The sequence below is a fragment of the Actinomadura sp. 3N508 genome, assembly GCF_044326375.1.
GTDB lineage: Bacteria > Actinomycetota > Actinomycetes > Streptosporangiales > Streptosporangiaceae > Spirillospora.
The window spans coordinates 335,641-360,641 of record NZ_JBIRAX010000007.1; the positions used below are offsets into that span (position 1 = coordinate 335,641).

Below are 25,001 nucleotides of genomic sequence, written 5' to 3' on the forward strand. Positions count from 1 at the left end.
GGAACGGATCAGACGGATCAAACGGCCTGCAGCACGCTCGCGGCGATCGTGCCGTCGGCGCCCCGAGCGAGCAGGGCGACGGTGCCGACGGGCACCTCGCGCGGCGCGCCGACGACGATCCCGGCGTCCCGCGGCCGCAGGCAGCCCGCCACCGGCGGGACGGTCTGGTGGCGCAGGCTCAGCAGGGCGACCGCCGCGTCGACGGCGGGCGCCGCGCCGAGCAGGTTCCCGGTCGCCGGCTTTGCCGTGGTGAGCGGGACCGAGCCGAGCACCGAGCGGATCGCGGACAGCTCCGACTCGTCCGCGTCGGAGGTTCCCTGAGCGTCGAGGGCCAGGCAGTCGACGCGGTCGGTGCCCGCCTCGTCCAGCGCCGCGGTGAGGACCGTGGCGAGCGCCGCCGAACCGGCGGGCCCGAACACCTCCTCCTCCGGCACATGCCGGACCGCGAAACCGGCCAGCCGGGCCAGCGGTATCGCGTCGCGCGCCCGGGCCAGCTCCTCGCGCTCGATGACGAACATCACGGCGCCCTCGCCGACGCAGAACCCGTCCGCCTGATCGTCGCCCGGGCGATAGGTCCCGGTGGGCGACAGCCGTCCCGAAGTGGTGCAGAAGGTGTAGGTGTACGGCGTGACGGGCGCCTCCGCACCGCCCGCGAGCAGGACGTCGACCCTCCCGTCCGCCACCGCGCGGGCCCCGTAGCCGATGGCCACCGCGGCGCTCGCGCTGTCGGCCACCAGGGTCTTGCTGAAGCCGGTCAGGCCGTGCCCGATGGTGATCTGGCCCTGCGGCGCCGTCGGGAACCACGCCGAGGCGATGTGCGGGCTGACCCCGGTGTAGCCCTGGTCCAGCAGGCCGCGCAGGCTCGCCTCGGTGATCTCCCAGCCACCGAACATGTTGCCCACGTACACGCCGGTCCGCTCGGGGTCCGTGCCCGGCCCGGGGCCCGTGCCCGGCGCGATCCCGGCCTCGTCCTCGGCGGACCGGGCCGCGGAGGCCGCCAGCTGGCAGAAGCGGTCCATCCGCTTGCGCACCCTGGGCTTGATGGTGCCGATCGTCTCCCGCTCGGTCTCCTCGCCCAGAAAGCCGGCGTTGGGGCACGGATAGGAATCCGTGTCGAACCTGTCGATGGGCCGCACGGCGCTTCGGCCCCCGGTCACCGAACGCCAGAGCTGGTCGGGAGTCGAGGCACCGGGCAGGGCGAGCCCCATGCCCGTGATCACCGTGCCGGTCATCGGCCGACCTCCCCGGAGCGGGTCGCGTCCGGGCTGCCGAGCACGACCGTGGAGTGGATGCCGCCGAAGCCGCTGGACAGGCTGGCCATGACCCCCACCCGCTCGTCCCGCGCGTCGTTCGGGACGTAGTCGAGGTCGCAGCCCTCGCCCGGGGAGTGGTGGTTGATCGTCGGCGGGATCACGCCCTCCTCCAGGCCCAGCACGCAGGCGACGAACTCCAGCGAGTTCGCCGCGGCCAGCGCGTGGCCGACCATCGACTTGATCGAGCTGACCGGGACCCGGTAGGCGTGCTCGCCCAGCGCCGCTTTGATGGCGTTGGTCTCGCACACGTCGTTCTGCGGTGTCGAGCTGCCGTGGGCGTTGACGTAGCCGACGCTGGTGGCGGGACACCTGGCGTCCTCCAGCGCGAGCTGGAAGGACCGGGCGAGGTGCGTCCCGTCGCTGGCCAGATCCGTCATGTGGTAGGCGTTCGACGTGCTCCCGAAGCCGAGCACCTCGGCGAGGATCGGCGCCCCGCGGCGGCGGGCGTGCTCCCACTCCTCCAGCACGGCCACCCCGGCGCCCTCACCGAGGACGAACCCGTCCCGGTCGGCGTCGAACGGCCTGGAGGCGCCTTGCGGCTCGTCGTTGCGCGTGGACAGGGCCCCGATCACGTCGAAGCAGGCCACGACGAACGGCGTCAGCGGAGCCTCGGCGGCGCCGGTGATCACCACGTCCGCCTCGCCGCGCCGGATCGTGTCGAGGGCGAAGCCGACCGCGTCGTTGCCGCCGGTGCACCCGGTGACCGGGGTCGTCACCGGCCCGCGTAACCCGAACGCGTCGGCGATCGCCGACACGGGCCGGTTGAACGTGGCCGCGACGTGCAATCGCGGGTGCGCCCCGGCCACGTCGATCTCGGTCGTGCCGTCGCCGGTGAGCTCCGGGAAGTGCTCGGTCATGAACTTCGTGCCGCCGATGGCGTTGGCCATGACGACCCCGGCCCGTTCCGGGTCCATGTCGTGGTCGAGCAGGCCGGAGGAGGCGACGGCCTCCTGGGCGGCCCGCATCGCGATCCGCACGACCCGGTCGTCTCCGGCGCTGTGCTCGGCCGGGAGGCCGGGCAGCTCGCACTCGGGCAGTGTGCCGTAGATCCGGGAGGCCAGCCGGGAGGTGTCGAACTCGCGGGCCTCGATCACCCCGGAGCGGCCCGCGCAGAGCCCGGCCAGGAAGTCCTTCGTGCCGACGCCGTTCGGGGCCAGGACTCCGAGCCCCGTGACAGCCACCCGCCTCATGACGGCGCCCCGCGCGTGGCGGCGACGAGCGTGCCCGGCCCGGTCGGCGACCGCAGCCGGCGCCGCACCGGCAGGCCCGCCTCGGCGAGCCACCGGTCGTAGTCGTCCAGACTGTGGGCGACGCCCTCGCTGGTCATCAGCATCTGGAGGGAGAAGAACGCGCCGACCGGATCGGTCTCCGTGTCGTCGGGGACGATCTCGTAGAGCAGCAGGACGCCGTCGTCCGTGAGCGCCGCCGCGGACCGCGCGAGGATCTCGCGTACCTCCGCGACCGGGTACCCGTGCAGCAGGTTGCCCAGCAGGACCACGTCGTACGGCCCGCCCCAGGGGGTGTCGAACACGTCCCCGGACCGGTACTCGGTGCGGTCCGCCAGGCCCGCCTCGCGGGCGAGGTCCCGGGCCGCGGTCACAGAGATCTCCCGGTCGATGCCCACGACGCTGCCGTTCCAGCCCTCGGCCAGCGCGCGGCCGGAACCGCCGTAGCCGCACCCCACGTCGAGGATCCGGGGCCGGGACGGGACCAGGTCACCGGCGACGCCGGCCATCCAGCGCCCGGCGCCCACCGCGAGCGCGTCCAGGTAGGGCGTGATCCTGGCCCAGACGTCGTCGGCCTGCTCGGCGAAGATCTCCTTGCACGGCGCGCCGCTGCGCACCGCCTCGGTCAGCTGCGGCCAGATCTTGAAGTTCAGCTGCCGGTGGATGTGCCGCATGTCCCCGAGATAGGCGCGCGAGCCGCGCACCAGGTACATCGCGGCGTCGTCGGCCAGCCGGTAGCGGTCGCCGTCGCGGTGCACGAACCCCGACGCGTGGAGCGCGGTGAGCAGCGCGTGCATGCCGCGCCTGCTGGCGTCGGTGCGGCGGACGAGGTCGTCCACCGTGTCGCTGCCCTCGGCGATGGCCGTGAAGAGGTCCAGGTCGAGCGCCGTGACCAGGGTGGCGGTACGCCCCAGCCCCCAGGCGAAATCGAAGATCCGGGCGGGTGTGGGTGGTGTGGTGGTCTTCTCGGAGAGGGTGCTTTGCTCAGACAAGGCTCAGGCCTCCGTCCACGACGAGTGCGGCGCCGGTCACGTAGGAAGATGCGTCGGACACCAGGAAGCGGGCGACGTTCGCGACCTCCTGGGCGGTGCCGAGGCGGCGCAGCGGGATGCGGCCCTGCTCGGCCTCCGCCTGCGCCTCGTGCCCGCGGACCAGCTTTCGGGACATGGGGGTGTCGACGAATCCCGGGATGATGGTGTTGACCCGGATTCCGGCCGGGCCGTAGGCGACGGCCAGGTCCCGGGTGTGCGCGACGATTCCGGCCTTGGCCGCGGTGTAGGGCGCCCGGGACGGGCTGGGCTTGAGCCCGCCCGCGATGCTGGAGCAGGTCACGATCGATCCGCCCGCGACCATCGAGGGGATGGCGGCGCGGCAGACGGCCGTGGTGCCGCGCAGGTTGACGTCGAGCACCCGCGTCCACAGCGCGTCGTCGAGCTCGGCCGGTGGCCCCCAGTTGTCGACGACGGCGGCGAAGGTCAGGCAGGCGTGGATCCGGCCCGCCCGGGCGACGACCTCCGCGACCGCGTCGCGCACCGCGTCGGGATCGGCGACGTCCAGGTGGCGGAAGCCGAGCAGGGTCGTCTCCTGGTCGAGGGACTTCAGGCCCGGTTCGTCCACGTCGACGGCCACCACCGATGCGCCGGCGTCCGCGAGGGTGCGGGCGGTCGCCCGGCCGATCCCGGAGGCGGCGCCGGTGACGAGACAGACCTTGCCCGTCAGGTCAATGGAGCCCGTCAGGTCTATGGAGCCCGTCAGATCATTGGAGTCGGTCATGTCGGGATTTCCAGTTCATCTAAGGTGTTCGCGAAAGCGACGCCGATGCCGTGCCGGCGGACCCAGACGTCCACCACGCCGCTCATGGCCGGATGCTCGGAGAAGGCGCGCAGCTGTTCCAGATCGGTGAACTCCCAGCGCGCGGCGACGGAGTACATCGACTCGGGTGCCACGTCATCGGCCGGCAGCGGGACGTGCTGCCCCGCCGTGAACCGTTCGACCACACCCGTGCTCCGGGTGGCCTTGGCGAGGTCTTCGCGGAACAGGGCGCGGTCCGTCTCGGACATCGATTCCGGGTACCGGTAGAGGACGACGTGCGCGATCATGCCGCTGGCCCCTCGTCGTATGCGGGCGAGTTGTCGTATGCGGGCGAGTCGTGGCCGGTCAGGTCGCCGGCGAGCCCGAGCAGCGACCGGGCGTTGCCGGATTCGACGGCGCGGAGCGTCGCCGCGGGAAGCGACGCCTTGCGCAGCGTCTCCAGCGCGCCGGCACGCCCCAGCACACCGGGCGTCACGGGGAAGTCGCTGCCGAACAGCACCCGCTCCTCGCCGAGTTCCGCGAGGGCGCACTCCAGCCCGGCGGCGTCGGCGGAGTGCGTGTCCGCGTAGACGTTGCCGACGTAGTCGCGCAGGTGGCGCAGCGCGCCGAAGGCCCGCACGGCGGTGCCGTCCGAATCGGCGATGAGCTGGTGGATCAGGTCGAACCGGCCGAGCGCGAGCGGCAGCACGCCGCCGAGCTGGCCGAACACCGTCCGCAGCGCGGAGTGCCGCTCCAGCGTGCCGCGCAGCACCAGCCGGGAGATGCAGACCGTCGACTCGACCAGCATGGACAGCGTGCCGGTCAGCAGATGTTCCGCGGGGCCGGGCAACGCCGGCTCGACCTTGAGGCGGAACTTCGCCGATGGATGCACGAACACGACGACGTCGCTCGCTTCCGCGGCGGCAAGTACCGGCTCGAACGCCGGGTCGTCGAGGAAGCGCAGCTCGCCCGTCGACGGGTCCGCGTAGGCGGTGTTCATCGAGATCGCGGGGATGCCGCCGTCGGTGGCGGCCCGCTCGATCTCCCGCTCGGCCGAGCCGGCGAGCCGGGGGTCGACCCAGCGCGCGGCCTGGAGGCGGCCGCCGGTCCGGGTGGCCCATGTCCGCATCTCGTCGTTGACCGCCGCGATGGTGTCGGCGGCTCCGCGCCGCCGCGCGCCGCGCACCGCGGCCGAGTGCAGCGCGGCCACGGCGTTCGAGCTGTGCGTCAGCACGGTGATGTCGATGCCGTGCCGGTGCGCGTCGGCCACGTGCCGGTCCGGTTCGTCGAAGGCGGGGGACCGCCAGAGGCCCGGGGGCCCCTCGGCCGTCGAGCCCGACTCGTCGAGCCAGTCCAGAAACGCCGCCTGAACCCATGAGGGCAGCGCGTGGGCGTGCGTGTCGACGACCGTCATTGCTTCACCGTGTCGACGTTGGCCCACTCCATGCCCCGGTTGCGGGACCTGGCGTTGCGGCCTTCCGCGACGCCGTCCGGGGCCGCGTCCTCGTGCGGCTGCATCACGGGGAGTTCGGCGTTGAGACCGGAGACCATGATGATGAAGTCGTCCCGGGCGGTCATCCAGCCGATGGGGTCGATCATCTCCTTGGCCTTGGCCCAGTACGCCTCGACGTCCTTGCTGGCGTCGTAGAAGAAGCGCACGAAGGACAGGACGTCGCCGAGGAACTTGCGCATGCCGTCGTCGTAGGCCTTCGCGAACTCCTCCTCGCGGCCGGGCTCCTTCAGGATCGCGGAGACGGTCGCCGCGGCGGAGCTGCCGCCCTTCATCGCGAGCGTGACACCGGTCGAGAACAGCGGGTCGATGAACGCGGCGCTGTCACCGACCAGCAGGAAGCCGGGCCCGTAGAACTGGGAACAGGTGTAGGACCAGTCCTTCGTCGTGCGGCACCCCGCCACCCGGGTGGCGTTCCGCAGCAGCTTCTTGGCCTCGCGCGACGTGGCGATCTTCTGTTCGAGCAGTTCCAGGTCGGGCCGGGTGTCCTGGGCGATGCGGTCGTGCGGGCCGACGAACCCCACGCTCTGGGTACCGTCGGAGAACGGGATGACCCAGATCCAGCCGTCCGGGTGGTTCTCGACGAGGATGTTCCCGTTCAGCTTGTCGGGGAGCCGCTCGCCGCCCTGGTAGTAGGTCCACACGGCCAGGTTCTTGAGGTCCCCGTGCATCTCGACCAGCCCGAACTTCCGTCCGAGGATCTTCGACTGGCCGGAGGCGTCGACGATGAAGCGGGCCTCGGCCCGGATCGGCTCCGTGCCGCGGCCGATCGTGTAGGTGACGCCGGTGGCCCGGCCGTCCTCGTCGGTGGTCACCTCGCGCACCGACGCCTGCTCGATGACCATCGCTCCGAGCTTGCGGGCGTGCTCCAGCAGTACGTGGTCGAATTCGGCGCGCTTGACCTGCCAGGTGTAGTCGTAGGGGCCGCTCTCCCCGAAGGCGATGCTCCAGAGCTCGCGCTTGGCGCCCCAGAGCAGCGAGATCCCCGCCTTGCGGATGTATCCCGCGGCCTCGATGGTGTCCCGGACGCCCAGCTCGTCGATGACGGAGTTCAGCCCGGGGATGAGCGACTCCCCGATGTGATACCGGGGGAACTGCTCCCGTTCCAGGATCAGGACGTCGTGCCCGGCCTTGGCGAGCAGGCCGGCGGTGGTGGTACCGGAGGGCCCTCCTCCGATGACGATGGCGTCGTAGGTCTTGGTCATGTCAGTTGTCTCCCTCGGTGGAGTTCCTGGTCATGCCTCAGGCGTACGTGCCGGCGAGAGCACGAAGATTGCTCGTGTCCCCGCAGGAATGTGCTTTCTGCCGACGATCGATTTTTCGGATCAAGCCGCACAGGGTGGTTCCGGGACCGACCTCGACGACACGGCGCGGCCGGTGGGCGACGATCCGCCGGGCCGTCCGCGTCCAGTGCACGGGTGCGGTGATCTGACCGGCCAGCGCGTCGCGGTACCGTTCCAGGTCGCTGATCGGTTCGCCGGTGATACTGCTGACCATCGGCGTGTGACCGCGGCGCAGCGGCAGAGCGGCGATGGTGTCCGTGAGTTCTTTCTCCGCGGGCCGCATGAGCGGTGAGTGGAACGCTCCCGCGACGGGCAGCGGCTCGGCGGCGCCGATCGCCTCCGCCCGGATGCTCTCTCCGATCTCCGTGACGATCGCCGCGTCGCCGGAGATGACGGTCTGCCGGGGGGCGTTGTAGTTGGCGATGACGGCGGTGCCCGGGCGCCCGTCGTCGCATCGGCCGGGGTACCGCGCCAGGACCTCGGCGACCTCGCCGGGGCCGGTGGCCAGGACCGCCGTCATCGCACCGGCCCGCTCCCGGCAGCAGCGGGCCATGGCGTCCGCGCGCCGGGCCACGGCCGCGGCGGCCTCGTCCAGCCCGAGCCAGCCACCCGCGACGAGGGCGGTGAACTCGCCGAGGCTGTGACCCGCGACCAGCTCGGGCGCGATGCCCTGCTCGGCGAGGGCCTCTGTCATGGCGATACCGAACGCGAACAGGACGAGCTGGGCCGTCCCGGTCTCGCGTAACCGGTCTTCCGGACCGTGCAGCATCGGCTCGATCAGCGGGCGTCCCGTGACGGCTTCCACGTGTTCGAACACCGCTGTTAGCGGGGGCCGTTCCTCCAGCAGGCCGGCCCCCATCCCGACGAATTGACTGCCTTGTCCGGGGTAGACGAACGACGTTTCGATCGACACCTGAGCCCTCCGTTGGGTGCGACGCCCCCGTTGGTGTGCTGCGGTCATCAGGTTTACAGATTATCCTTCGTTGGTCAATATGGTGTCCTGACCATCAGTACCTACAACGACTCGCCGCTTCGCCGCAATCGTCCGCGGAGTCGACGCCAATGCCTGGCCGCCGGGAGCTCCGGCGCACTGGGCCCGGGGTATCGGCCTGCGCGACACCGCTGACCTGGGCATCCGATATGCGCCCAAAGCCTGATCGAAACGGGCCGGGACATCGATACGGTCCGCCACTCGCTGCCAGAACTGTCGAACCCCCCGCGATCCAGCCGGTCCGGCCGGACCGGCTCAGCCGAGAAGGAGCGATCGATGCCAGACCATGACGTGATCGTCGTCGGAGGCGGCCACAACGGGCTCACGGCAGGGGCCTACCTGGCCAGAGCCGGGCTCGACGTCGCCGTGCTTGAGGCGAGCGACGAAGTCGGCGGAGGGGTGGTGACCGAGGAGGTCACCCTGCCCGGCTTCCGGCACGACCTGCACGCCATCGCCCATGTGTTCGTGCAGCTCAACCCGCTCATCAGGAACGACGAGCTGGGCCTGCTCGCGCGGCACGGGCTCGAGTACGTCTTCCCGGACCCCGCCATCGCCGTGGCCTTCCCGGACGGGGACCACATCGCGTTCTACCGGGACCCCGGCAGGACCGCGGAGACCATCGCCACGATCTCGCCCGTGGACGCGCAGAACTACCTGCGCTTCCACAAGTTCGCCGACGGGCTGCTGGACATGCTCGTCGACGGCATGTTCCAGCCCCCGCTGCCGGTGGGCGAGCTCTTCGCGCTGCTGGGCCAGACGGAGCCGGGGCGGGAGATGACGCGGCTGCTGATGATGAGCTACCTCGACGTCATCGACGAATGGTTCGAGCACCCGAAGATCAAGGCCGCACTCGCGCGCTGGGTCTCCGAGCTCATCTGCGCCCCCGAGGAGGGCGGCACCGGCGCGTTCCTGCTGGCGATGGTGCCCACCATGCACCGTTACGGCGTGGGCTTCCCGGTCGGCGGATCCGGGGCCCTCTCCATGGCCCTGGCCAGGGCGTTCACCGACCTCGGCGGGACGGTGCGGACCGGTGTCCCGGTGGACCGCTTCCTGTTCGACGGCGACCGGGTGAGCGGGGTGAGGCTGGGCACGGGCGAGGAGATCACCGCGTCCCGGGCCGTCGTGGCGAACCTCAACATCCGCCAGATCCCGGAGATGGTCGACCACCGGTTCGGACCCGAGTGGGACGCGAAGGCGCTGCGCGGCAAGCGGACCGCCTTCAGCTGCCTGGTCGGCCATCTCGCGCTCAGCGAGGCGCCGGAGTTCGCCGCCGGCGACGAGGTGACCCGGGCCGGAATCCAGGAGTTCGCGCTGCCGCTGCCCGAGCTCCGCCAGGCGTTCGACGGCCTGAAATACGGCACGCCGGTGATCGACATGCCGAGCGCCGTCACCGCGAGCGTCTGGGACCCGACGCGGGCGCCCGACGGCAAGCACACCCTGTACCTCCTCGGGTACGCCCCGATGGACCTGGACGGGCCGGGCTGGGACGAGCGCAAGGAGGAGATCTTCGACGAGATCTTCGCGACGTTCTGCAAGCTGACCACGAACATGGACGCGACGAAGGTGCTGTCCCGCAGCGTCAAGTCCCCGCTCGACGCGGCCCGCTTCAACAGCTCCTGGCCCGGCGGCGACGCGAGCCACCTCGGGCAGCAGCTCCACCAGTACCTCGGGAACCGGCCGATGCCGGGCATGGGGCACCGGCTGCCGGCCGACGGTTTCTTCCTCGTCGGAGCCTCGACGCACCCGGGCGGCGGGGCGAACTGCGGCGCGCGTGCCGCGGTGCCGACGATCCTCTCCGACCTCGGCATCGACCCGGCCCCGGTGCTCCGGCCGGCCTGACCGGCCCGTCGGCGACCGCTCCACAGCCAAGGCGAACCGCTCGAAACCGAACCGCGCGAGAACCGAACTGCTCGAAAACCGAAAGGAGATCTCGTCATGCAGCACAAGACCGACTTCGACGCCGTCTACCAGGGCCGGGAGTCCGCACAGAACGTGCCCTGGGTGCCGTGGAACATCGGCGAGCCCCAGCCCAAGCTCGCCGAGCTCGAGCCGGCCGGGGTGTTCCGGAGCGACGTCCTGGACGCCGGCTGCGGCATCGGCGTCACGAGCGTGTACCTGGCCCGGCTGGGCTACACGGTGGTCGGGCTCGACTCGGCCCCGACCGCCATCGCGGAGGCGAAGCGAACGGCCGCGGACGAGAAGGTCTCGGTCACGTTCGAGGTGGCCGACCTGACCGCGCTGAAGGGCTACGAGGGACGCTTCCGCGCGGTCATCGACTCGGGCACGATCCCGGCCGTCGCGGACGAGCGGCGCGCGGACTACCTGGCCTGCCTCGCCGAGTCCACCACCGACGACGCGACGCTGTCGATCCTCACCTTCTCCCGGGAGGCATCAGCCGTGATGCCGAAGGGCCCGACGCTGTTCAGCGAGGACGAGCTCGGCACGCTCGTGGAGAAGGACTGGTCGATCGACCGGCTGGAGCCGTCCACCATCTCGGCGCTGCTGAAGCCCGAGCTCGCCGACGCGGCTCTCGGCACGGACGACAAGGGCCGGGTGCTGGTGCCCGCGGTGCTGCTCGTCGCGCACAAGCGGTAGTCACCTCGCCCCCACGCCGGCCCCGCCCAGAGAGGGCGGGGCCGGCGTGGGGGCGACCCGGGCTGTTCGGTCAGCCGGCGACGGACGGCGCGACGCCGGCGGGGAAGACCAGCGACTGCAGGATGGAGACGAGGCGCTCGCGGTCCTGCTCGCTGACGTCCTTGAGGAACCGGGCCGTCACCACTTCCTCGACCGCGTCGAGGCCACCGCGCAGCTGGCGGGTCCCGTACTCGGTCAGCGTCACCGCGTAGCGGCGGCGGTCCTGCCGGTCGCGCAGCCGGACGACGTAGCCCCGCTGCTCCAGGTCGTCGACCAGGTTCACCATCGTCGACCGGTCGATGCGCAGCTGCTCGCTGATGTGCTGCTGCGACTGGGCGCCGTTGACCTCGATGAACCGGAGGACCCCCCAGCTCCGCGCGCTGAGCCCGTACGGAGCGAGCTCCGCCTCGAACTGCGCCGTCAGGAGCTGACCGGCCTTGTTCAGCAGGAAGCCGATGGACCCCGCGAAGTTGGGAGGCAGGGTCGGCGATCCGTCGGGGTTCACGTCCGCTCGGTTCATGTCAGTCATATTCAGCTCTGCCTACGCTCAGTGAGGGTAATCATGAGGTTCCAAGACGTTCGGTCACTGGCCAGAGCGTAATACGTGCCCACTCTGCCGGGGCTTGCGGCCCTTCCGGTCTCTGCTCGCCGGGCAACACGGGCCCGCCGAAACCGGCGGGGCGCCGTACGTGAGAGCGCGAGCCGTTGATCATTTCTGGCCCGCAGCGCCACCACCTGGCGCGGTTGCCATCCGCCTTGACACAGTGACTGATCGGCTACATCCTAGATTGTAGAAGCTAATGACTGTCAGCTTATATGAAGATATCGTGGGCTGTCGAGGGAAGGTCAACGTTGGCGCTTCGAGCGCATGCCGTTCCCATCGGCCTCGCCGGCGCCGGACGCACCAGGCCGGAAGCGACACCTCCGGCCGTGTCATGTCAGATCGCACCAACACGGATGAGGAGAGCACCATGAGTGGCGACATCGTCTTCTTCGACCTGCCAGGGAAGGACGCCGCGGCGACGGCGAAGTTCTGGGAGTCGCTCTTCGGGTGGAAGTTCAAGGAGGGGAACTTCCCGGGCTACTCGATGATCCATGGCTCGACCCCGATGGGCGGCAACCCCCACGGCGACAAGTCGAAGTCCCCGCGCGTCTACTTCAGCGTCGACGACCTGACCGCCGCCAGCGAGCGCGTCCGCGAGCTCGGCGGCACCGCGGACGAGCCGGTGACCATTCCCGCCGGCAGGTTCGCCAACTGTGTCGACGACCAGGGAGTCGAGTTCAGCATCTTCGAGGCGGCCGGCGAGTAGCACCACCCGGCGCCCAGAGGGGGGTGGAGGACTTCGCGTCCTCCACCCCCCTCGGCGAGCTAAGGCCCCGGTGGTCAGCCGGGGTGGATTTCTCCTCCGGCCGGGACGAGGTTCTGCCCGGTGTAGTAAGAGGACAGCCGCGGGCTCGCGAAGAAGACGTAGGACGGTGCGATCTCGTCCGGGTCCGCCGGGCGTCCCATCGGGGCCTGTTCACCGAAGCCCTCGACGCGGTCCTCGTCGAGCGTCGCCGGGATGAGCGGCGTCCACACCGGGCCCGGGGAGACGGTGTTGACCCGGATCCCGCGGTCCATCAGCGCCTTGGCCATGCAGTGCGCGAAGGTCATCGCGGCGGCCTTGCTGGCCGAGTAGTCGATCAGGCTGGTGTTGCCGCGCAGCCCGTTGATCGATCCGGTGATGACGATCGCCCCGTCGTCGGGCAGGTGCGGCAGGGCCTCCTGGACCGCCCAGAAGAGGCTGTGCACGTTGACGCGGAAGGTGCGGTCGAGCTGCGCGGTGTCGATCTCGCGGACGTCGTCGACGGGCTGCTGGGTGCCGTGGTGCAGGACCAGCACGTCCAGGCCGCCGAGCTGCTCGGCGGCGCGTCCGACGACGTCGCGGGTGTGGCGCTCGTCGGCGAGGTCGCCGCCGAACCGCAGGCAGCGCCGGCCCTCGTCCTCGACCAGCTTGGCGGTGTGCCGCGCGTCGGCGTCCTCCTCCAGGTAGGTGATCGCGACGTCGGCGCCCTCCTTGGCGAAGGCCACCGCGACCGCCCGTCCGATGCCGGAGTCGCCGCCGGTGATCAGCGCCCGCCGGCCGGCGAGCAGGCCCCGGCCCTCGTAGCCGCGCATCTCGTCGCGCGGCCGCGGCTCCATCTTCGACGTCTCGCCCGGGTAGGGCTGACTCTGCCCGGCAGGGCTGCTCACGTTCGCCGCCTCCTTCGAGTCGTTTCACCGCGGTCTTCCCCAGGCACCATCCCGAAACGTCAGTAGCCGGTCAGCCGGGCGCGGGCGGCCTCGACGGCGGGCGGGACGGGGCGGCGGGCGCCGGCGAGGGCGGGCAGGGCGCGGACCGCTCCGGCGAGCCCGGCGCGGCCGTCCCGGGTGGCGAGCGCGGCGGCGGCGGTCCGGGCGACCGCCGGGAGCGGGCGGCGCAGCCACGCGGTCAGGAGCCGGTTGCGCGCCTGGCGCCGGCGGCGGGCGGCCGGGTCCCGGCCCGCACTGGACGGATGGTGGTGGACGACCAGTTCCGGCACGTAGGCGAGGCCCCGTCCGGCAGCGGCCAGGTCGAGGGCGAGCAGCTCCTCCTCGCCGCCGAAATGCAGGACGTCGGAGAAGCCGCCGGCGTCGAGGAACGCGTCCCGGCGGACGATGACCGAGCAGGCGAGGAAGCCGAGGATGGCGGGGCCCGGGAGATCGTCCGGGCGGTCGAGGGGTGAGCGGGCCATCTGGGCGGAGACGGGCTCCAGGCGTTCCTCCGGCCCGATCAGAACGCGTGCCGCGAGCAGCGCCGTGCGGGGGTGGGCGTCGAGGATCTCGGCCGCGCGTTCCAGGCTGCCCGGTGCCCACCACGAGTCGTCGTCGGCGAAGGCGATGTAGCGGCTGGTCGCGTGCTGGGCTCCGGCGTTGCGGGCGGCGGCGCCCCGGTTGCGGGGCAGCCGCAGCACGGTCGCCCCGGCCGCGGCCGCCACCTCGGGCGTGCCGTCGGAGGAGGCGTTGTCGGCCACGATCACCGGGGCCGTGTGGTGGCCGAGGCTGCGGCGCAGCTCCGGCGCGCGGTCGCGGGTCGCGACGACGATCGTCACATCGGACATGTGTCCCCTAGCTCTAGCTCACGTAGCGGCGGGCCTTGGACTCACGCTGGGCGGTCTCCAGGGTGCGCAGCCGGTGCTCGACGTCGCGCGGGAGCGTCCTGCGCTCGCGGGCGACCCAGGGCAGCCCGGCGGCGGCCGCGGCGAGCGCGCCCGCGGTGACGCGGTCGCGGGGCAGGGTGCGCAGCAGCCGGGCGGTGCGGCGGGCGGCGGCGGGCAGCGGGCGGCGCAGCCAGGTGGACCACAGGGTGTTGCGGATGCCGTGCCGGCGCCGCAGGTGCGGGTCGCGGAGCCGGGACGGCTCGTGGTGCACGACGACGTCCTCGGCGAAGCACAGCTCCCAGCCGAGCGTCATCAGGTCGGCGGCGAGCAGTTCCTCCTCGCCGCCCAGCCACAGCCGCGGGGAGAAGCCGCCCGCCTCGCGGAACGCCTCCGTCCGGAGCATCGACGCCCCGGCGAGGAACGAGCCGAGCGCGGGCCCCGGCAGCCACGGCGGCCCGGGGACGGGCGAGTCCCGCAGCTCGGGCACGATCGGGTCCTCGCGCCCGCCGGGTTCCACCAGGATCCGGCCGGTGACGGCGGCGAGCCGGGGGTGGGCGTCCAGCAGGTCGGCGGCGCGGGACGGCGCGTCCGGGTCCCACCAGGTGTCGTCGTCCCAGAACGCGATGTAGGGCGTGCGGACGTGGTCGGCGGCGAGGTTGCGGGCGACGGCGCCGAGGTTGCGCGGCGAGCGGATCAGGGTGACGTCGGGGAACTCCGCCGCGACGGCGCCGGGGGTCCCGTCCCGCGACGCGTTGTCCACCACGATGACCGGCGCGCGTTCGGTGAGCTCGCGGGTGCGGGCGAGGACGGCGAGGAGAGAGCGCCGCCGGTCCCGGGTGATGACGACGACGGTGAGGCGCATGGACCGGCCGGTACCCGGCCCCAACCGCCCCATGCGGCAAAAGTCATATAACCAGGTAAATCAGAACTTTCTACTCACTTCCGTTTATGTCCCCGGTTCCCGGCAATGGCGAATGACCTATAGGGGATTCACTCCGCATCGACGGAGCCCGGTGCCTAGGACGCAGGCATCCACCGCCTCCCCTCCTCACCGACGTTGCGCAGAAACGGGGTCCCATGCGCGTGCTCGGAATCAATGCGATCTTCCATGACCCGGCCGCCGCGCTGGTGTCGGACGGCGTCGTCGTCGCGGCCGCGGAGGAGGAGCGTTTCAGCCGCCGCAAGCACGGAAAGCGGCCCGTGCCCTTTTCCGGCTGGGAACTGCCGGAAAAGGCGGCCCGGTGGTGCCTCGACGAGGCGGGGCTGGAGCCCGGCGCCTTGGACGCCGTCGCCTACTCCTACGACCCGTCGCTCGTCGAGCCCGGGCTCGACGGCCACGACGTCCAGTGGGAGCGGCTGCGGACGCTGTACGCGCGGCGCGCCCCGAACTTCCTCGCCACCGCGCTCCCCGGGCTGGACCCGGGGATCGTCCGGTTCGTCCCGCATCATGTGGCGCACGCCGCGTCGGCCGCGCTCGCCGCGCCCGGACCCGGCGACGGCGACGTGCTGGTCCTGGACGGCCGCGGCGAGTCGCACTCGCACCTGGCCGGGACGTACGAGCACGGCGAGCTGGCGCCGCTGGCCGCGCAGCGGCTCCCGCACTCGCTGGGGCTGATGTACGAGGACCTCACCGAGCACCTCGGCTTCCTGCGCTCCAGCGACGAGTACAAGGTCATGGCGCTCGCGTCCTACGGCGAGCCGCGCTTCCTGGACGAGCTGCGCGAGCACGTCGGGGCGACCGGCGACGGCGGTTTCGCGGCCGCCCCGGTCGACTGGGGCGCCCTCGCCAAGGCCCGCGCGCCGGACGGCGAGTGGACCCGGGACCACGCCGACCTCGCCGCGAGCGTCCAGGCACGGCTCGAAGAGGTGCTCCTGGATCTCGCGGCCTGGCTGCACGGCCGGACCGGTTCCCGGCGCCTGGCGCTGGCCGGCGGCGTCGCGCTGAACTGCGTCGCCAACTCCCGGCTGGCCGCGGCCGGCCCCTACGACGAGGTCTGGGTCCAGCCGGCCGCGGGCGACGCCGGGACCGCGCTCGGCGCCGCGCTGCACGTGGCGCGGTCCGGCGGCGATCCGCTGACCGCCATGCCCGGCGCGGACCTCGGCCGCCGCTTCGACGACGCGCAGATCGCCGCGTGGCTCGACACCGCCAGGATCCCGTACGAGCGGCCGGACGATCTCGCGGCCACCGTCGCCGAGGCGCTCGCGCGCGACGAGATCGTCGCCTGGTTCCAGGGGCGCTCCGAATTCGGCCCGCGCGCGCTTGGGCACCGCTCCCTCCTCGCCCATCCCGGGCACGCGCACAACGTGGAGCGGCTCAACGACGTCAAGGGCCGCGAGCAGTTCCGGCCGATCGCGCCGATGGTCGCGCTCGGCCATGCCGCCGAGATCTTCGAGGGCCCGCTGCCGAGCCCGTACATGCTGTTCGTGCACCGGGTGAAGCCGGAGTGGCGCGAGCGGATCCCCGCCGTCGTGCACGTGGACGGCACCGCCCGCATCCAGACCGTCGACTCCGCCGGCGAGCCGCTCGTGGCGCGCCTGCTGGAGGAGTTCCGCCGCCGCACCGGGCTGCCCGTCGTGGTGAACACCAGCCTGAACACCGCCGGACGTCCGATGGTGGACGACCCGCGCGACGCGCTGGAGTGCTTCGGCTCCGCCCCGGTCGACCTGCTCGCCATCGGCCCCTACGTGGTCCGCCGCCGGGAGGTGCACGCCCGATGAACTGCACCGTCGTCATCCCCACCATCGGGAGGCCGAGCCTGCGCGTCACCCTGGACGCGCTGCGGGAGGGGGCGGGCACGCCGCCGCACGAGATCATCGTCGTGGACGACCGCCCCGAGCCCGGCGCGCCGCTCCCGCTACCCGTGTCCGCCGGTACCGAGATCCGGGTGATCCGTTCCGGGGGCCGCGGGCCCGCCGCCGCGCGCAACGCCGGGTGGCGCGCCGCCACGACGGAGTGGATCGCGTTCCTGGACGACGACGTCGTCCCCGGCCCGGACTGGCCCGCGCGGCTGGCGGCCGACCTCGCGAACCTGCCGCCCGAGGTGGGCGGCAGCCAGGGCCGCGTCACCGTCCCGCTGCCGGCCGGGCGGGCCGCCACGGACTGGGAGCGCAACACCGCCGCGCTCGCGACCGCCGACTGGATCACCGCCGACATGGCCTACCGCCGCGGCGTGCTCGCCGAGCTCGGCGGGTTCGACGAGCGGTTCCGCCGCGCCTACCGGGAGGACGCCGACCTCGCGCTGCGCGCCCTGGACGCCGGGCACGGCCTCGTCGCCGGCGGGCGCCGGCTGACGCATCCGGTCCGCCCGGCCGGTTTCTGGGCGTCGGTGCGGGCGCAGGCGGGCAACGCCGACGACATCCTGATGTGGCGGGCACACGGCCGGCACTGGCGCGTCCGCGCCGGTGAGGGGCGCGGCCTGCTGCGCCGGCACGCGCTCACCACGGCCGCGGGCCTGCTGGCCCTGGCCGCCGTCCCCATCGCGTTCCGCGACCGGCGCGCGGTGGTCGTCGCCTGCATCGCGGGCGGCGCCTGGACGGCGCTGACCGGACGGTTCGCCTACGAGCGGATCAGGCCGGGCCCCCGCACGCCGGGCGAGGCGGTGACGATGCTGGTCACCAGCGCCGTCATCCCGCCCGCGGCGATCCGGCACCGGCTGCGGGGCCTCGCCGTCCACCGCCGGGCCCGCAGGTGGGGCGCCTCGCGGCTGGTGCTGTTCGACCGCGACGACACGCTGATCAAGGACGTCCCCTACAACGGCGACCCGGCGCGCGTCGAGCCGATGCCGGGCGCGCGCCGCGCCCTCGACCGGCTGCGGCGGCACGGCGTCCGCGTCGGCGTCGTCTCCAACCAGTCGGGCGTCGCCAAGGGGCGCATCACGGCCGGGGACGTGCGGCGCGTGAACGCCCGCGTCGAGGAGCTGCTCGGCCCCATCGACACGTGGGAGTTCTGCCCGCACGACGACGGCGACGGCTGCGGCTGCCGCAAGCCGCGCCCGGGGATGATCGAGCGCGCGGCCGTGCGGCTCGGGGTGCCGCCGCCGGACTGCGTCGTCATCGGCGACATCGGCCGCGACATCGAGGCCGCCGTGGCGGCCGGGGCGCGCGGCATCCTGGTCCCGACCGGCCGGACCCTCGACGCCGAGATCGCGCTGGCGGCCGAGACGGCGCCGACGCTGGACGCGGCCATCGACCTGGTCCTCAGCGGACGGCCGCGCGGATGACGGCGCCGATGAGGGTCCTCGTCGCGCGCCAGGACAACATCGGCGACGTGCTGCTCGCCGGCCCCGCCGTGCGGGCGGTCGCGGAACGGGCCACCGAGGTCGTCCTGCTGTGCGGGCCGCGCGGCCGCGCCGCCGCCGACCTGCTGCCCGGCGTCGACCGGGTCATCGAATGGTGCGCCCCCTGGATCGACCCCGGCCACGTGCCCGTCGAGCGGGCCGCGATCGACCGGCTCCTCGGCGCGATCAAGGGGTTCGACCGGGCGCTGATCCTGACCTCGTTCCACCAGTCGCCGCTGCCGCTCGCGCTGCTGCTGCGGCTCGCGGGAACGCCGTGGATCGGCGGCATCAGCGAGGACTACCCCGGGTCCCTGCTCGACCTGCGGCACCGGCCGGACACCGACGTGCCCGAGCCGCTGCGCATGCTCGCCCTCGCGGAGGCCGCCGGGTTCCCGCCGCCCGCCGACACCCGGCTGCGGATCCGCGGCCCGCTGCCCCGCGTCGACCACCTCACCGGCGGGCCCGGATACGTCGTGGTGCACCCCGGCACGTCCGTCCCCGCCCGCGCGTGGCCGCCGGAACACTGCGCCGAGGCCGTCGGGCTGCTGACCGCGACCGGGCACCGGGTGATCGTGACCGGGCACGCGGACGAGAAGGAGCTGACCGCCCGCGTCGCCGGCGAGGACGGCCTCGACCTCGGCGGCCGGACCTGCCTGCCGGAACTGGCGTCCGTGCTGGCGGGCGCCCGCGCCGTCGTCGCCGGCAACACCGGCCCCGCCCATCTCGCGGCGGCCGTCGGCACGCCGGTGGTGTCGCTGTTCGCGCCGACCGTGCCCGCCGCGCGGTGGGCGCCGTTCGGCGTCCCGCTGGCGCTGCTCGGCGACCAGCGGGCGCCGTGCCGGGACACCCGCGCCACCGAGTGCCCGGTCGGCGGGCATCCGTGCCTGGCGTCCGTCACCGCCGACGAGGTCGCGGCGGCCGTGGAGATCGTCGCCAAGGCGGAGCGCGCCGCCGGAGCGAAGGGGGTGCCCGCCCGATGAGAGTCCTGATGTGGCACGTGCACGGATCGTGGGCGACGTCGTTCGTCCACGGCCCGCAGACCACCCTCGTCCCCGTCGTCCCGGACCGGGGCCCGGACGGGAAGGGCCGCGCCGACACCTTCCACTGGCCCGGCCGCGCGGTCGAGGTGCCGCCGGAACGGCTGCGCGGCGAGCACGTCGACGCCGTCGTCCTGCAGCGCCCGCACGAGCTGCGGCTCGCCGAGGAATGGCTCGGCCGCCGCCCGGGACGCGACGTCCCCGCCGTCTACGTCGAACACGACACGCCGCGCCGCACCCCGTCCGACGCCGGGGGCCCCGAGGAGGTCGTCCCGGACAGCCGGCACTTCCTGCACGACCGCTCGGACATCCCGGTCGTGCACGTCACCCACTTCAACGACCTGTTCTGGAACTGCGGCCGCGCCCCGACCAGGGTCATCGAGCACGGCGTCGTCGACCCCGGCCACCGCTACACCGGCGACATGCCGCGCGCCGGCGTGGTCATCAACGATCCCCTGCGCCGCGGCCGCGTCTGCGGCGCCGACCTGCTCCCGGTGCTGGCCGGCGCCGTCCCCCTGGACCTGTTCGGGATGAACGTCACCGGCGTCCCCGGCCGGCTCGGCATCGCGCCCGAGTCGCTCTGGACCTTCGAGGACCTGCCGCAGGCGAGGATGCACGACGAGCTCGCCCGCCGCCGCGTCTACGTCCACCCCTACCGGTGGACCTCGCTCGGCCTCGCGCTGATCGAGGCCATGATGCTCGGCCTGCCGGTGGTGGCGCTCGCCACGACCGAGGCGATCGAGGCGGTGCCGCCGGAGGCCGGGGTGCTGTCCACGCGCGTCACCGCCCTGGCGGACGCCGCGCGGAGCCTGACCGCCGATCCGGCCCGTGCCCGCCAGATGGGCAAGGAGGCGCGGGCCTACGCCAGCGACCGGTACGCCCTGCCGCGGTTCCTGCGCGACTGGCGCCGAACTCTCCAGGAGGTAACGCGATGAAGATAGCCATGATCTCCGAGCACGCCAGTCCCCTCGCCGCCGCGCGCGGATCCGCGGGCCGGGGGCTCGGCGGCGCGGACGCCGGCGGCCAGAACGTGTTCGTCGCGGAACTGGCCGCCGAGCTCGGCGGGCTGGGGCACTCCGTCACCGTCTACACCCGGCGGGACGCGCCGGGCCCGCCCGACCGGGTCCGGCTCGCGCCCGGCGTGACCGTGGAGCACGTCCCGGCGGGACCGCCCGAGCACATCGCCAAGGACGACCTGCTGCCGTGGATGCGCGACTTCGGGACCTACCTGGAGCGGCGCTGGGCGGCCGACCCGCCCGACGTGGCGCACGCGCACTTCTGGATGAGCGGCGTCGCCGCGATCCAGGCGACCCGGGCGGCGGGCGCGCCGCGCGTCCCGCTCGTGCAGACCTACCACGCGCTCGGCACCGTCAAGCGCCGCCACCAGGGCGGCAAGGACACCAGCCCCGCCTCCCGCGTCCGGCTGGAGCGCGCGATCGGGCGCGCCGCCGCCACCGTCGTCGCCACCTGCTCGGACGAGATCGCGGAGCTGACCGGGATGGGCGTGCCCCGCGACCGCATCCGCGTGGTGCCGTGCGGGGTCGACCTGAGCCTCTTCACACCCGAGGGCCCCGGCTCCGGCGGACGCGGGCGGCACCGGCTGGTCGTGCTGTCCCGGCTCGTCGAGCGCAAGGGCGTCGACACCGCCATCCGCGCCCTGGCCCTGCTGCCGGACACCGAGCTGCTGGTCGCGGGCGGCCCGGCCCGCGGCGGCCTCGACGGCGACCCCGAAGTGCGCAGGCTCAAGCGGGTCGCGCGGGACGCGGGCGTCACCGGGCGGGTGGAGTTCCTCGGCCGGCTCGGCCGCGACGAGGTGCCGCCGCTGCTGCGCTCGGCGAGCCTGGTGGTCACGCTGCCCTGGTACGAACCGTTCGGCATGGTGCCGCTGGAGGCGATGGCCTGCGGCGTCCCGGTCGTGGCGACCGCGGTCGGCGGGCATCTGGACACCGTCGTGGACGGCGGCACCGGCAGGCTCGTCCCGCCGCACGACCCGGAGGCCGCCGCCGGCGCGATCCGCGGGCTGCTGGACGACCCCGCGGCGCGGACCGCGATGGGGTCCGCGGGAGCCGGCCGGGCCCGCGACCGCTACTCCTGGGCCCGCGTCGCCGCCGGCACGGCGGAGGTCTACCGGCACGCCACCGTCCTGAGCGAGGTGGCCGCCTGATGACCGCGCAGACAGGTACCCCGGCCCCCGCGTCCACCGTGCACGGCCGGCGGCTGGAGTCGCTCGCCGACGCCGCGCTGCGGTTCCGCGCCGAGGTCCCGACGATCGAGGCGTGGGCGCGCCGGCTCGCCCGCGTCCTGGACGCCGGCGGACGGCTGCTGGCCTGCGGCAACGGGGGCAGCGCCGCCGAGGCGCAGCATCTGACCGCCGAGTTCGTCGGCCGGTTCGAGAACGAGCGGCGGCCGCTGTCGGCGATCGCGCTGCACGCCGACACCTCCGCGGTCACCGCGATCGGCAACGACTACGGCTCGGTCAGCGTGTTCGAGCGGCAGGTGCAGGCGCACGGCCGCCCGGGTGACGTGCTGATCTGCCTGTCGACCAGCGGGCGCAGCCCCAACGTGATCGCCGCGGCGCACCGGGCCCGCCGGCTCGGGCTGGCCGCCTGGGCGATCACCGGGCCCGGGCCGAACCCGCTCGCCGCCGCGTGCGACGAGGCGATCACCGTGCGGGCCGCGGCGGCCTCGACCGTCCAGGAGATCCATCTCGCCGCGATCCACCTGCTGTGCGGCGCGACCGACGAAGCGCTGGGGGTGCGCCATGCCTGACCGCTCCGCGCCGCTGGTCGTGGTCGGCGACGCGCTGCTCGACATCGACGTCGTCGGCAGCAGCAGCCGGCTCTGCCCGGACGCGCCCGTCCCGGTCGTCGAGCACGCCACGGAGCTGCCCCGGCCGGGCGGCGCGGGCCTCGCGGCGCTGCTGGCCGCGGCGGACGGGCGCGAGGTCGTGCTGGTCACCGCGCTCGCCGACGACGAGCCGGGCCGGCGGCTGCGCGCGATGCTGGAGCGGCATCTGGAGGTCGCCGCCTTCCACCTGCACGGCGGCACCCCCTGCAAGATGCGCATCCGGTCCGGAGGCCAGTCGGTGGCGCGCCTGGACGCCGGGGAGGGCGAGGCGCTCGACGGGCCCGTCGGCCCGCGCGTGTCCGAGGCGATCGCGCGGGCCGGCGCGGTGCTGGTCGCCGACTACGGGCGCGGCGTCGCCCGGCACCGCGCCGTCCGGGCGCGGCTCGGCGGGCTGCGGCGCGGCGTCCCCGTCGTGTGGGACCCGCATCCGCGCGGCGCGGAGCCGCCGCCGGGCGTCCGGCTGCTCACCCCGAACGCCGCCGAGGCGGCCCGGCTCGCCGCCGCGCACGGCGCCGACATCGCCGGGACGGGGCTGTCGGCCGCCGGGCGGTGCGGCCGGCACCTCGGCCGGGCCTGGGGCGCCGACGGCGTCGCGGTCACGCTCGGCGCCGAGGGGGCACTGCTGTGCGACGGCTCGGAGGCGCCGTTCCTGGCGCCCGCCCGGCCGGCGCGGGGCGACGCGTGCGGGGCGGGCGACGCCTTCGCCGCCGGTGCCGCGGGCGCGCTCGCCGACGGCGCCGACCTGGCCGCCGCCGTCACCGCGGGCGTCGGCCACGCGTCGGGCTTCGTCCGCGCGGGCGCCGCGGCGGCGGTAGCGGCGCGGCTCGCCGAGGACGGCACGCCCCGGCTCGTCCCCGAGCGGGGCGAGGACGCGTGGGACGTCGTCGAGCGGACCCGCCGCGCCGGCGGCACGGTCGTCGCGACCGGCGGCTGCTTCGACCTGCTGCACGCGGGCCACGTCAGCCTGCTCCAGCAGGCGCGGCGGCTCGGCGACTGCCTGGTCGTCTGCGTCAACTCCGACGCGTCCGTCCGCCGCCGCAAGGGGCCGTCCCGGCCGGTGACGCCCGCCGCCGACCGCGTCCGGGTGCTGGAGGCGCTCAGCGACGTGGACGCCGCGATCGTGTTCGACGACGACACCCCGGCGCCGCTGCTGGAGCGGCTGCGCCCCGACCTGTGGGTCAAGGGCGCCGACTACGCCGGGACGACCCTGCCCGAGGCCGACACGGTCCGGGCCCACGACGGTGAAGTGGTCCTGCTGCCGCTGCTGGAGGGGCGCTCCACCACACGCCTGCTGTCCACCACGAAGGGAAACGCGTCATGAACGTCCTCATCACCGGCGGCGCCTCCGGGCTCGGCGCGGCCGTCGCGCGGAAGGTCGCCGAAGACGGCGGGCGGCCGCTCGTCCTGGACCGGTACCCGCCGAAGGACGACGTCGAGCACATGCAGGCCGACCTCGCCGACCGCCGCTCCGCCGAGAACGCGGTGCACGGCCTGGCCCGCGCGGCAGGCGGGCTGAACGCCGTGGTCACCGCCGCGGGCATCGACGCGTGCGGCACGCTGTGCGAGGTCCCCGCCGAGGACTGGGAACGGGTCGTCCAGGTCAACCTGCTGGGCACGGCAGCCGTCGTGCGCGCCGCGCTCCCCTACCTGGAGAACGAGCCCCGTGGACGGGTCGTCACCGTCGCCTCGACGCTGGGCTTCAAGGCCGTGAGCGACGCCACCGCCTACTGCGCGTCCAAGTTCGGCGTCGTCGGGTTCACCCGCGCGCTCGCCACCGAGCTGGCCGGGCGGGTCGCGGTCACGATGGTCGTGCCCGGCGGGATGAGCACCGCGTTCTTCGACGACCGTCCCGAGCAGTACAAGCCGGGCCCGGACGCCGAGCTCAACCGTCCCGAGGACGTGGCCGCGACCATCGCGTTCGTCCTCTCGCAGCCGTCCGGGTGCGAGGTGCGCGAACTGGTCGTCTGCCCTTCGCGCGAGCCGTCGTGGCCGTAGGCCCCCGGCGGGTGCTCGTGCTCCGGGCCCTCGGGCTCGGGGACCTGCTGACCGCCGTCCCGGCGCTGCGGGCCCTGCGGCGCGGGCTGCCCGGCGCGCGGATCACGCTCGCCGCGCCGGCCGTCCTCAGCCCGCTCGCCCGCGCGACCGGGGCCGTCGACGGCGTCCTGCCGGTGGACGGCCTGGAGCACCCGCTCCCGCCCGCCGGTCCCGTGGACGTCGCCGTCAACCTGCACGGCCGGGGCCCGCAGAGCCACCGGCTCCTCGCGTCCGCAGCACCGCGCCGCCTGCTGGCGTTCGCCTGCCCCGGATACGGCGACGGACCCGGCTGGGACCCGGACGAGCACGAAGTGACCCGCTGGTGCAGGCTCCTCGCGGCGTTCGGGTTCGACGCCGACCCCGGCGACCTGGACCTGCCCGCGCCCGCCACGCCCTCGCCCGCGCCGGGCGCCGTCGTCGTCCATCCGGGCGCGGCGTTCCCGGCGCGCCGCTGGCCCGCCGACCGGTTCGCGGCCGTCGCGTCCGCGCTGCGGGACGGCGGCGAGCGCGTCGTCGTCACCGGCGGCCCCGGCGAGGCCGCACTCGCGCGCCGCGTCGTTCGCCTCGCCGGGCTGGACGAGACCGCCGACCTCTCAGGCCGCACCCCACTCCGGGAGCTGGCCGCCCTCATCGCGGACGCCCGGCTGGTCATCTGCGGCGACACCGGCGTCGCCCACCTCGCGACCGCCTTCCGCACGCCCTCGGTGCTGCTGTTCGGCCCGACCCCGCCCGGCCGGTGGGGACCGCCGCCCGGCCGCGCCGAGCACCACGTCCTGTGGACGGGACACCGCGGCGACCCGCACGGACGCGTCCCCTGCCCCGGCCTGCTGGAGATCTCCGCGGACCAGGCCGTCGACGCCGCCGAGAAAGCGCTCGTGAACTCATGAGCGAGGACCGAC

At 74.0% G+C, this 25,001-nt stretch carries 24 protein-coding genes; 12 read left to right on the plus strand and 12 right to left on the minus strand.

Translation table 11 applies throughout. The features are described 5' to 3' along the window. Positions 1-17: 17 nt before the first annotated feature. From ACH34S_RS25880 to ACH34S_RS25915, 8 genes are read right to left on the minus strand one after another with little or no spacing between them, the layout of a single operon-like run. Positions 18-1,232: a beta-ketoacyl synthase N-terminal-like domain-containing protein gene (locus ACH34S_RS25880; protein ID WP_395955383.1), complete on the minus strand. Its 1,215-nt coding sequence runs from the start codon at positions 1,230-1,232 to the stop codon at positions 18-20. Continuing rightward, positions 1,229-2,503, minus strand: a complete 1,275-nt coding sequence (locus tag ACH34S_RS25885) for a beta-ketoacyl-[acyl-carrier-protein] synthase family protein (protein WP_395955384.1) — start codon at positions 2,501-2,503, stop codon at positions 1,229-1,231. Before ACH34S_RS25885 ends, ACH34S_RS25880 begins: the two co-directional genes overlap by 4 nt. Further along, a complete protein-coding gene (locus ACH34S_RS25890) occupies positions 2,500-3,531 on the minus strand; it encodes a methyltransferase domain-containing protein (protein WP_395955385.1) in 1,032 nt (343 codons plus the stop codon). Before ACH34S_RS25890 ends, ACH34S_RS25885 begins: the two co-directional genes overlap by 4 nt. Continuing rightward, complete coding sequence (locus ACH34S_RS25895) at positions 3,524-4,312, minus strand: SDR family NAD(P)-dependent oxidoreductase (protein ID WP_395955386.1); 789 nt, start codon at positions 4,310-4,312, stop codon at positions 3,524-3,526. Before ACH34S_RS25895 ends, ACH34S_RS25890 begins: the two co-directional genes overlap by 8 nt. Next, positions 4,309-4,638, minus strand: coding sequence for a Dabb family protein (locus ACH34S_RS25900; protein WP_395955387.1), 330 nt, complete (start codon positions 4,636-4,638; stop codon positions 4,309-4,311). Before ACH34S_RS25900 ends, ACH34S_RS25895 begins: the two co-directional genes overlap by 4 nt. Then, entirely contained in the window at positions 4,635-5,744 is a 1,110-nt protein-coding gene (locus ACH34S_RS25905; RefSeq protein ID WP_395955388.1) for an amidohydrolase family protein, read from the minus strand. The genes ACH34S_RS25900 and ACH34S_RS25905 overlap by 4 nt, the downstream gene beginning before the upstream one ends. Next, on the minus strand, positions 5,741-7,045 hold the full coding sequence (locus ACH34S_RS25910) for an NAD(P)/FAD-dependent oxidoreductase (RefSeq protein WP_395955389.1): 1,305 nt from the start codon (positions 7,043-7,045) through the stop codon (positions 5,741-5,743). Before ACH34S_RS25910 ends, ACH34S_RS25905 begins: the two co-directional genes overlap by 4 nt. Positions 7,046-7,082: 37 nt before the next feature. Beyond that, a complete protein-coding gene (locus ACH34S_RS25915) occupies positions 7,083-8,036 on the minus strand; it encodes an ACP S-malonyltransferase (RefSeq protein WP_395955390.1) in 954 nt (317 codons plus the stop codon). A 354-nt stretch (positions 8,037-8,390) separates the two neighbouring features. Between ACH34S_RS25915 and ACH34S_RS25920 the strand changes: the two genes are divergently transcribed. Both ACH34S_RS25920 and ACH34S_RS25925 read left to right on the plus strand, forming a co-directional pair. Beyond that, entirely contained in the window at positions 8,391-9,953 is a 1,563-nt protein-coding gene (locus tag ACH34S_RS25920) for a phytoene desaturase family protein (RefSeq protein WP_395955391.1), read from the plus strand. Positions 9,954-10,049: 96 nt separating this feature from the next. Further along, positions 10,050-10,709 (plus strand): class I SAM-dependent methyltransferase, encoded by a 660-nt coding sequence (locus tag ACH34S_RS25925; protein WP_395955392.1) that lies wholly within the window; start codon positions 10,050-10,052, stop codon positions 10,707-10,709. 70 nt (positions 10,710-10,779) lie between these two features. Here the strand turns inward: ACH34S_RS25925 and ACH34S_RS25930 are convergent, their stop codons facing one another. Continuing rightward, complete coding sequence (locus tag ACH34S_RS25930; RefSeq protein ID WP_395955393.1) at positions 10,780-11,268, minus strand: MarR family winged helix-turn-helix transcriptional regulator; 489 nt, start codon at positions 11,266-11,268, stop codon at positions 10,780-10,782. Between the two features lie 451 nt (positions 11,269-11,719). Between ACH34S_RS25930 and ACH34S_RS25935 the strand changes: the two genes are divergently transcribed. Beyond that, complete coding sequence (locus ACH34S_RS25935; protein ID WP_395955394.1) at positions 11,720-12,058, plus strand: VOC family protein; 339 nt, start codon at positions 11,720-11,722, stop codon at positions 12,056-12,058. Between the two features lie 74 nt (positions 12,059-12,132). On the opposite strand, the gene ACH34S_RS25940 is transcribed toward ACH34S_RS25935, so the two are convergent. The 3 genes from ACH34S_RS25940 to ACH34S_RS25950 form a co-directional block, all read right to left on the minus strand. After that, positions 12,133-12,930, minus strand: coding sequence for an SDR family oxidoreductase (locus ACH34S_RS25940; protein WP_395955506.1), 798 nt, complete (start codon positions 12,928-12,930; stop codon positions 12,133-12,135). Positions 12,931-13,040: 110 nt separating this feature from the next. Next, positions 13,041-13,868: a glycosyltransferase family 2 protein gene (locus tag ACH34S_RS25945; RefSeq protein ID WP_395955395.1), complete on the minus strand. Its 828-nt coding sequence runs from the start codon at positions 13,866-13,868 to the stop codon at positions 13,041-13,043. Positions 13,869-13,881: 13 nt separating this feature from the next. Next, a complete protein-coding gene (locus ACH34S_RS25950) occupies positions 13,882-14,769 on the minus strand; it encodes a glycosyltransferase family 2 protein (RefSeq protein ID WP_395955396.1) in 888 nt (295 codons plus the stop codon). Positions 14,770-14,984: 215 nt separating this feature from the next. Here ACH34S_RS25950 and ACH34S_RS25955 point away from each other — a divergent pair, with 215 nt between their 5' ends. Genes ACH34S_RS25955 through ACH34S_RS25995 form a run of 9 tightly spaced genes read left to right on the plus strand, consistent with a single transcriptional unit; the run spans position 14,985 to position 24,989 of the window. Then, positions 14,985-16,625 carry a carbamoyltransferase gene (locus tag ACH34S_RS25955; protein WP_395955397.1) on the plus strand — a complete coding sequence of 547 codons (1,641 nt, stop codon included), beginning with the start codon at positions 14,985-14,987 and terminating at the stop codon, positions 16,623-16,625. Beyond that, complete coding sequence (locus ACH34S_RS25960) at positions 16,622-18,127, plus strand: HAD-IIIA family hydrolase (protein ID WP_395955398.1); 1,506 nt, start codon at positions 16,622-16,624, stop codon at positions 18,125-18,127. The genes ACH34S_RS25955 and ACH34S_RS25960 overlap by 4 nt, the downstream gene beginning before the upstream one ends. An 8-nt stretch (positions 18,128-18,135) precedes the next feature. Further along, positions 18,136-19,164: a glycosyltransferase family 9 protein gene (locus ACH34S_RS25965; protein ID WP_395955399.1), complete on the plus strand. Its 1,029-nt coding sequence runs from the start codon at positions 18,136-18,138 to the stop codon at positions 19,162-19,164. Next, entirely contained in the window at positions 19,161-20,156 is a 996-nt protein-coding gene (locus tag ACH34S_RS25970; RefSeq protein ID WP_395955400.1) for a glycosyltransferase, read from the plus strand. Before ACH34S_RS25965 ends, ACH34S_RS25970 begins: the two co-directional genes overlap by 4 nt. Continuing rightward, positions 20,153-21,385: a glycosyltransferase gene (locus tag ACH34S_RS25975; protein ID WP_395955401.1), complete on the plus strand. Its 1,233-nt coding sequence runs from the start codon at positions 20,153-20,155 to the stop codon at positions 21,383-21,385. Before ACH34S_RS25970 ends, ACH34S_RS25975 begins: the two co-directional genes overlap by 4 nt. Further along, positions 21,385-21,990 carry an SIS domain-containing protein gene (locus ACH34S_RS25980; RefSeq protein WP_395955402.1) on the plus strand — a complete coding sequence of 202 codons (606 nt, stop codon included), beginning with the start codon at positions 21,385-21,387 and terminating at the stop codon, positions 21,988-21,990. Before ACH34S_RS25975 ends, ACH34S_RS25980 begins: the two co-directional genes overlap by 1 nt. After that, a complete protein-coding gene (locus ACH34S_RS25985) occupies positions 21,983-23,389 on the plus strand; it encodes a PfkB family carbohydrate kinase (RefSeq protein ID WP_395955403.1) in 1,407 nt (468 codons plus the stop codon). The genes ACH34S_RS25980 and ACH34S_RS25985 overlap by 8 nt, the downstream gene beginning before the upstream one ends. Further along, positions 23,386-24,063 (plus strand): SDR family oxidoreductase, encoded by a 678-nt coding sequence (locus tag ACH34S_RS25990; protein WP_395955404.1) that lies wholly within the window; start codon positions 23,386-23,388, stop codon positions 24,061-24,063. The genes ACH34S_RS25985 and ACH34S_RS25990 overlap by 4 nt, the downstream gene beginning before the upstream one ends. Further along, positions 24,054-24,989 carry a glycosyltransferase family 9 protein gene (locus tag ACH34S_RS25995; RefSeq protein ID WP_395955405.1) on the plus strand — a complete coding sequence of 312 codons (936 nt, stop codon included), beginning with the start codon at positions 24,054-24,056 and terminating at the stop codon, positions 24,987-24,989. Before ACH34S_RS25990 ends, ACH34S_RS25995 begins: the two co-directional genes overlap by 10 nt. Positions 24,990-25,001 lie beyond the last annotated feature (12 nt).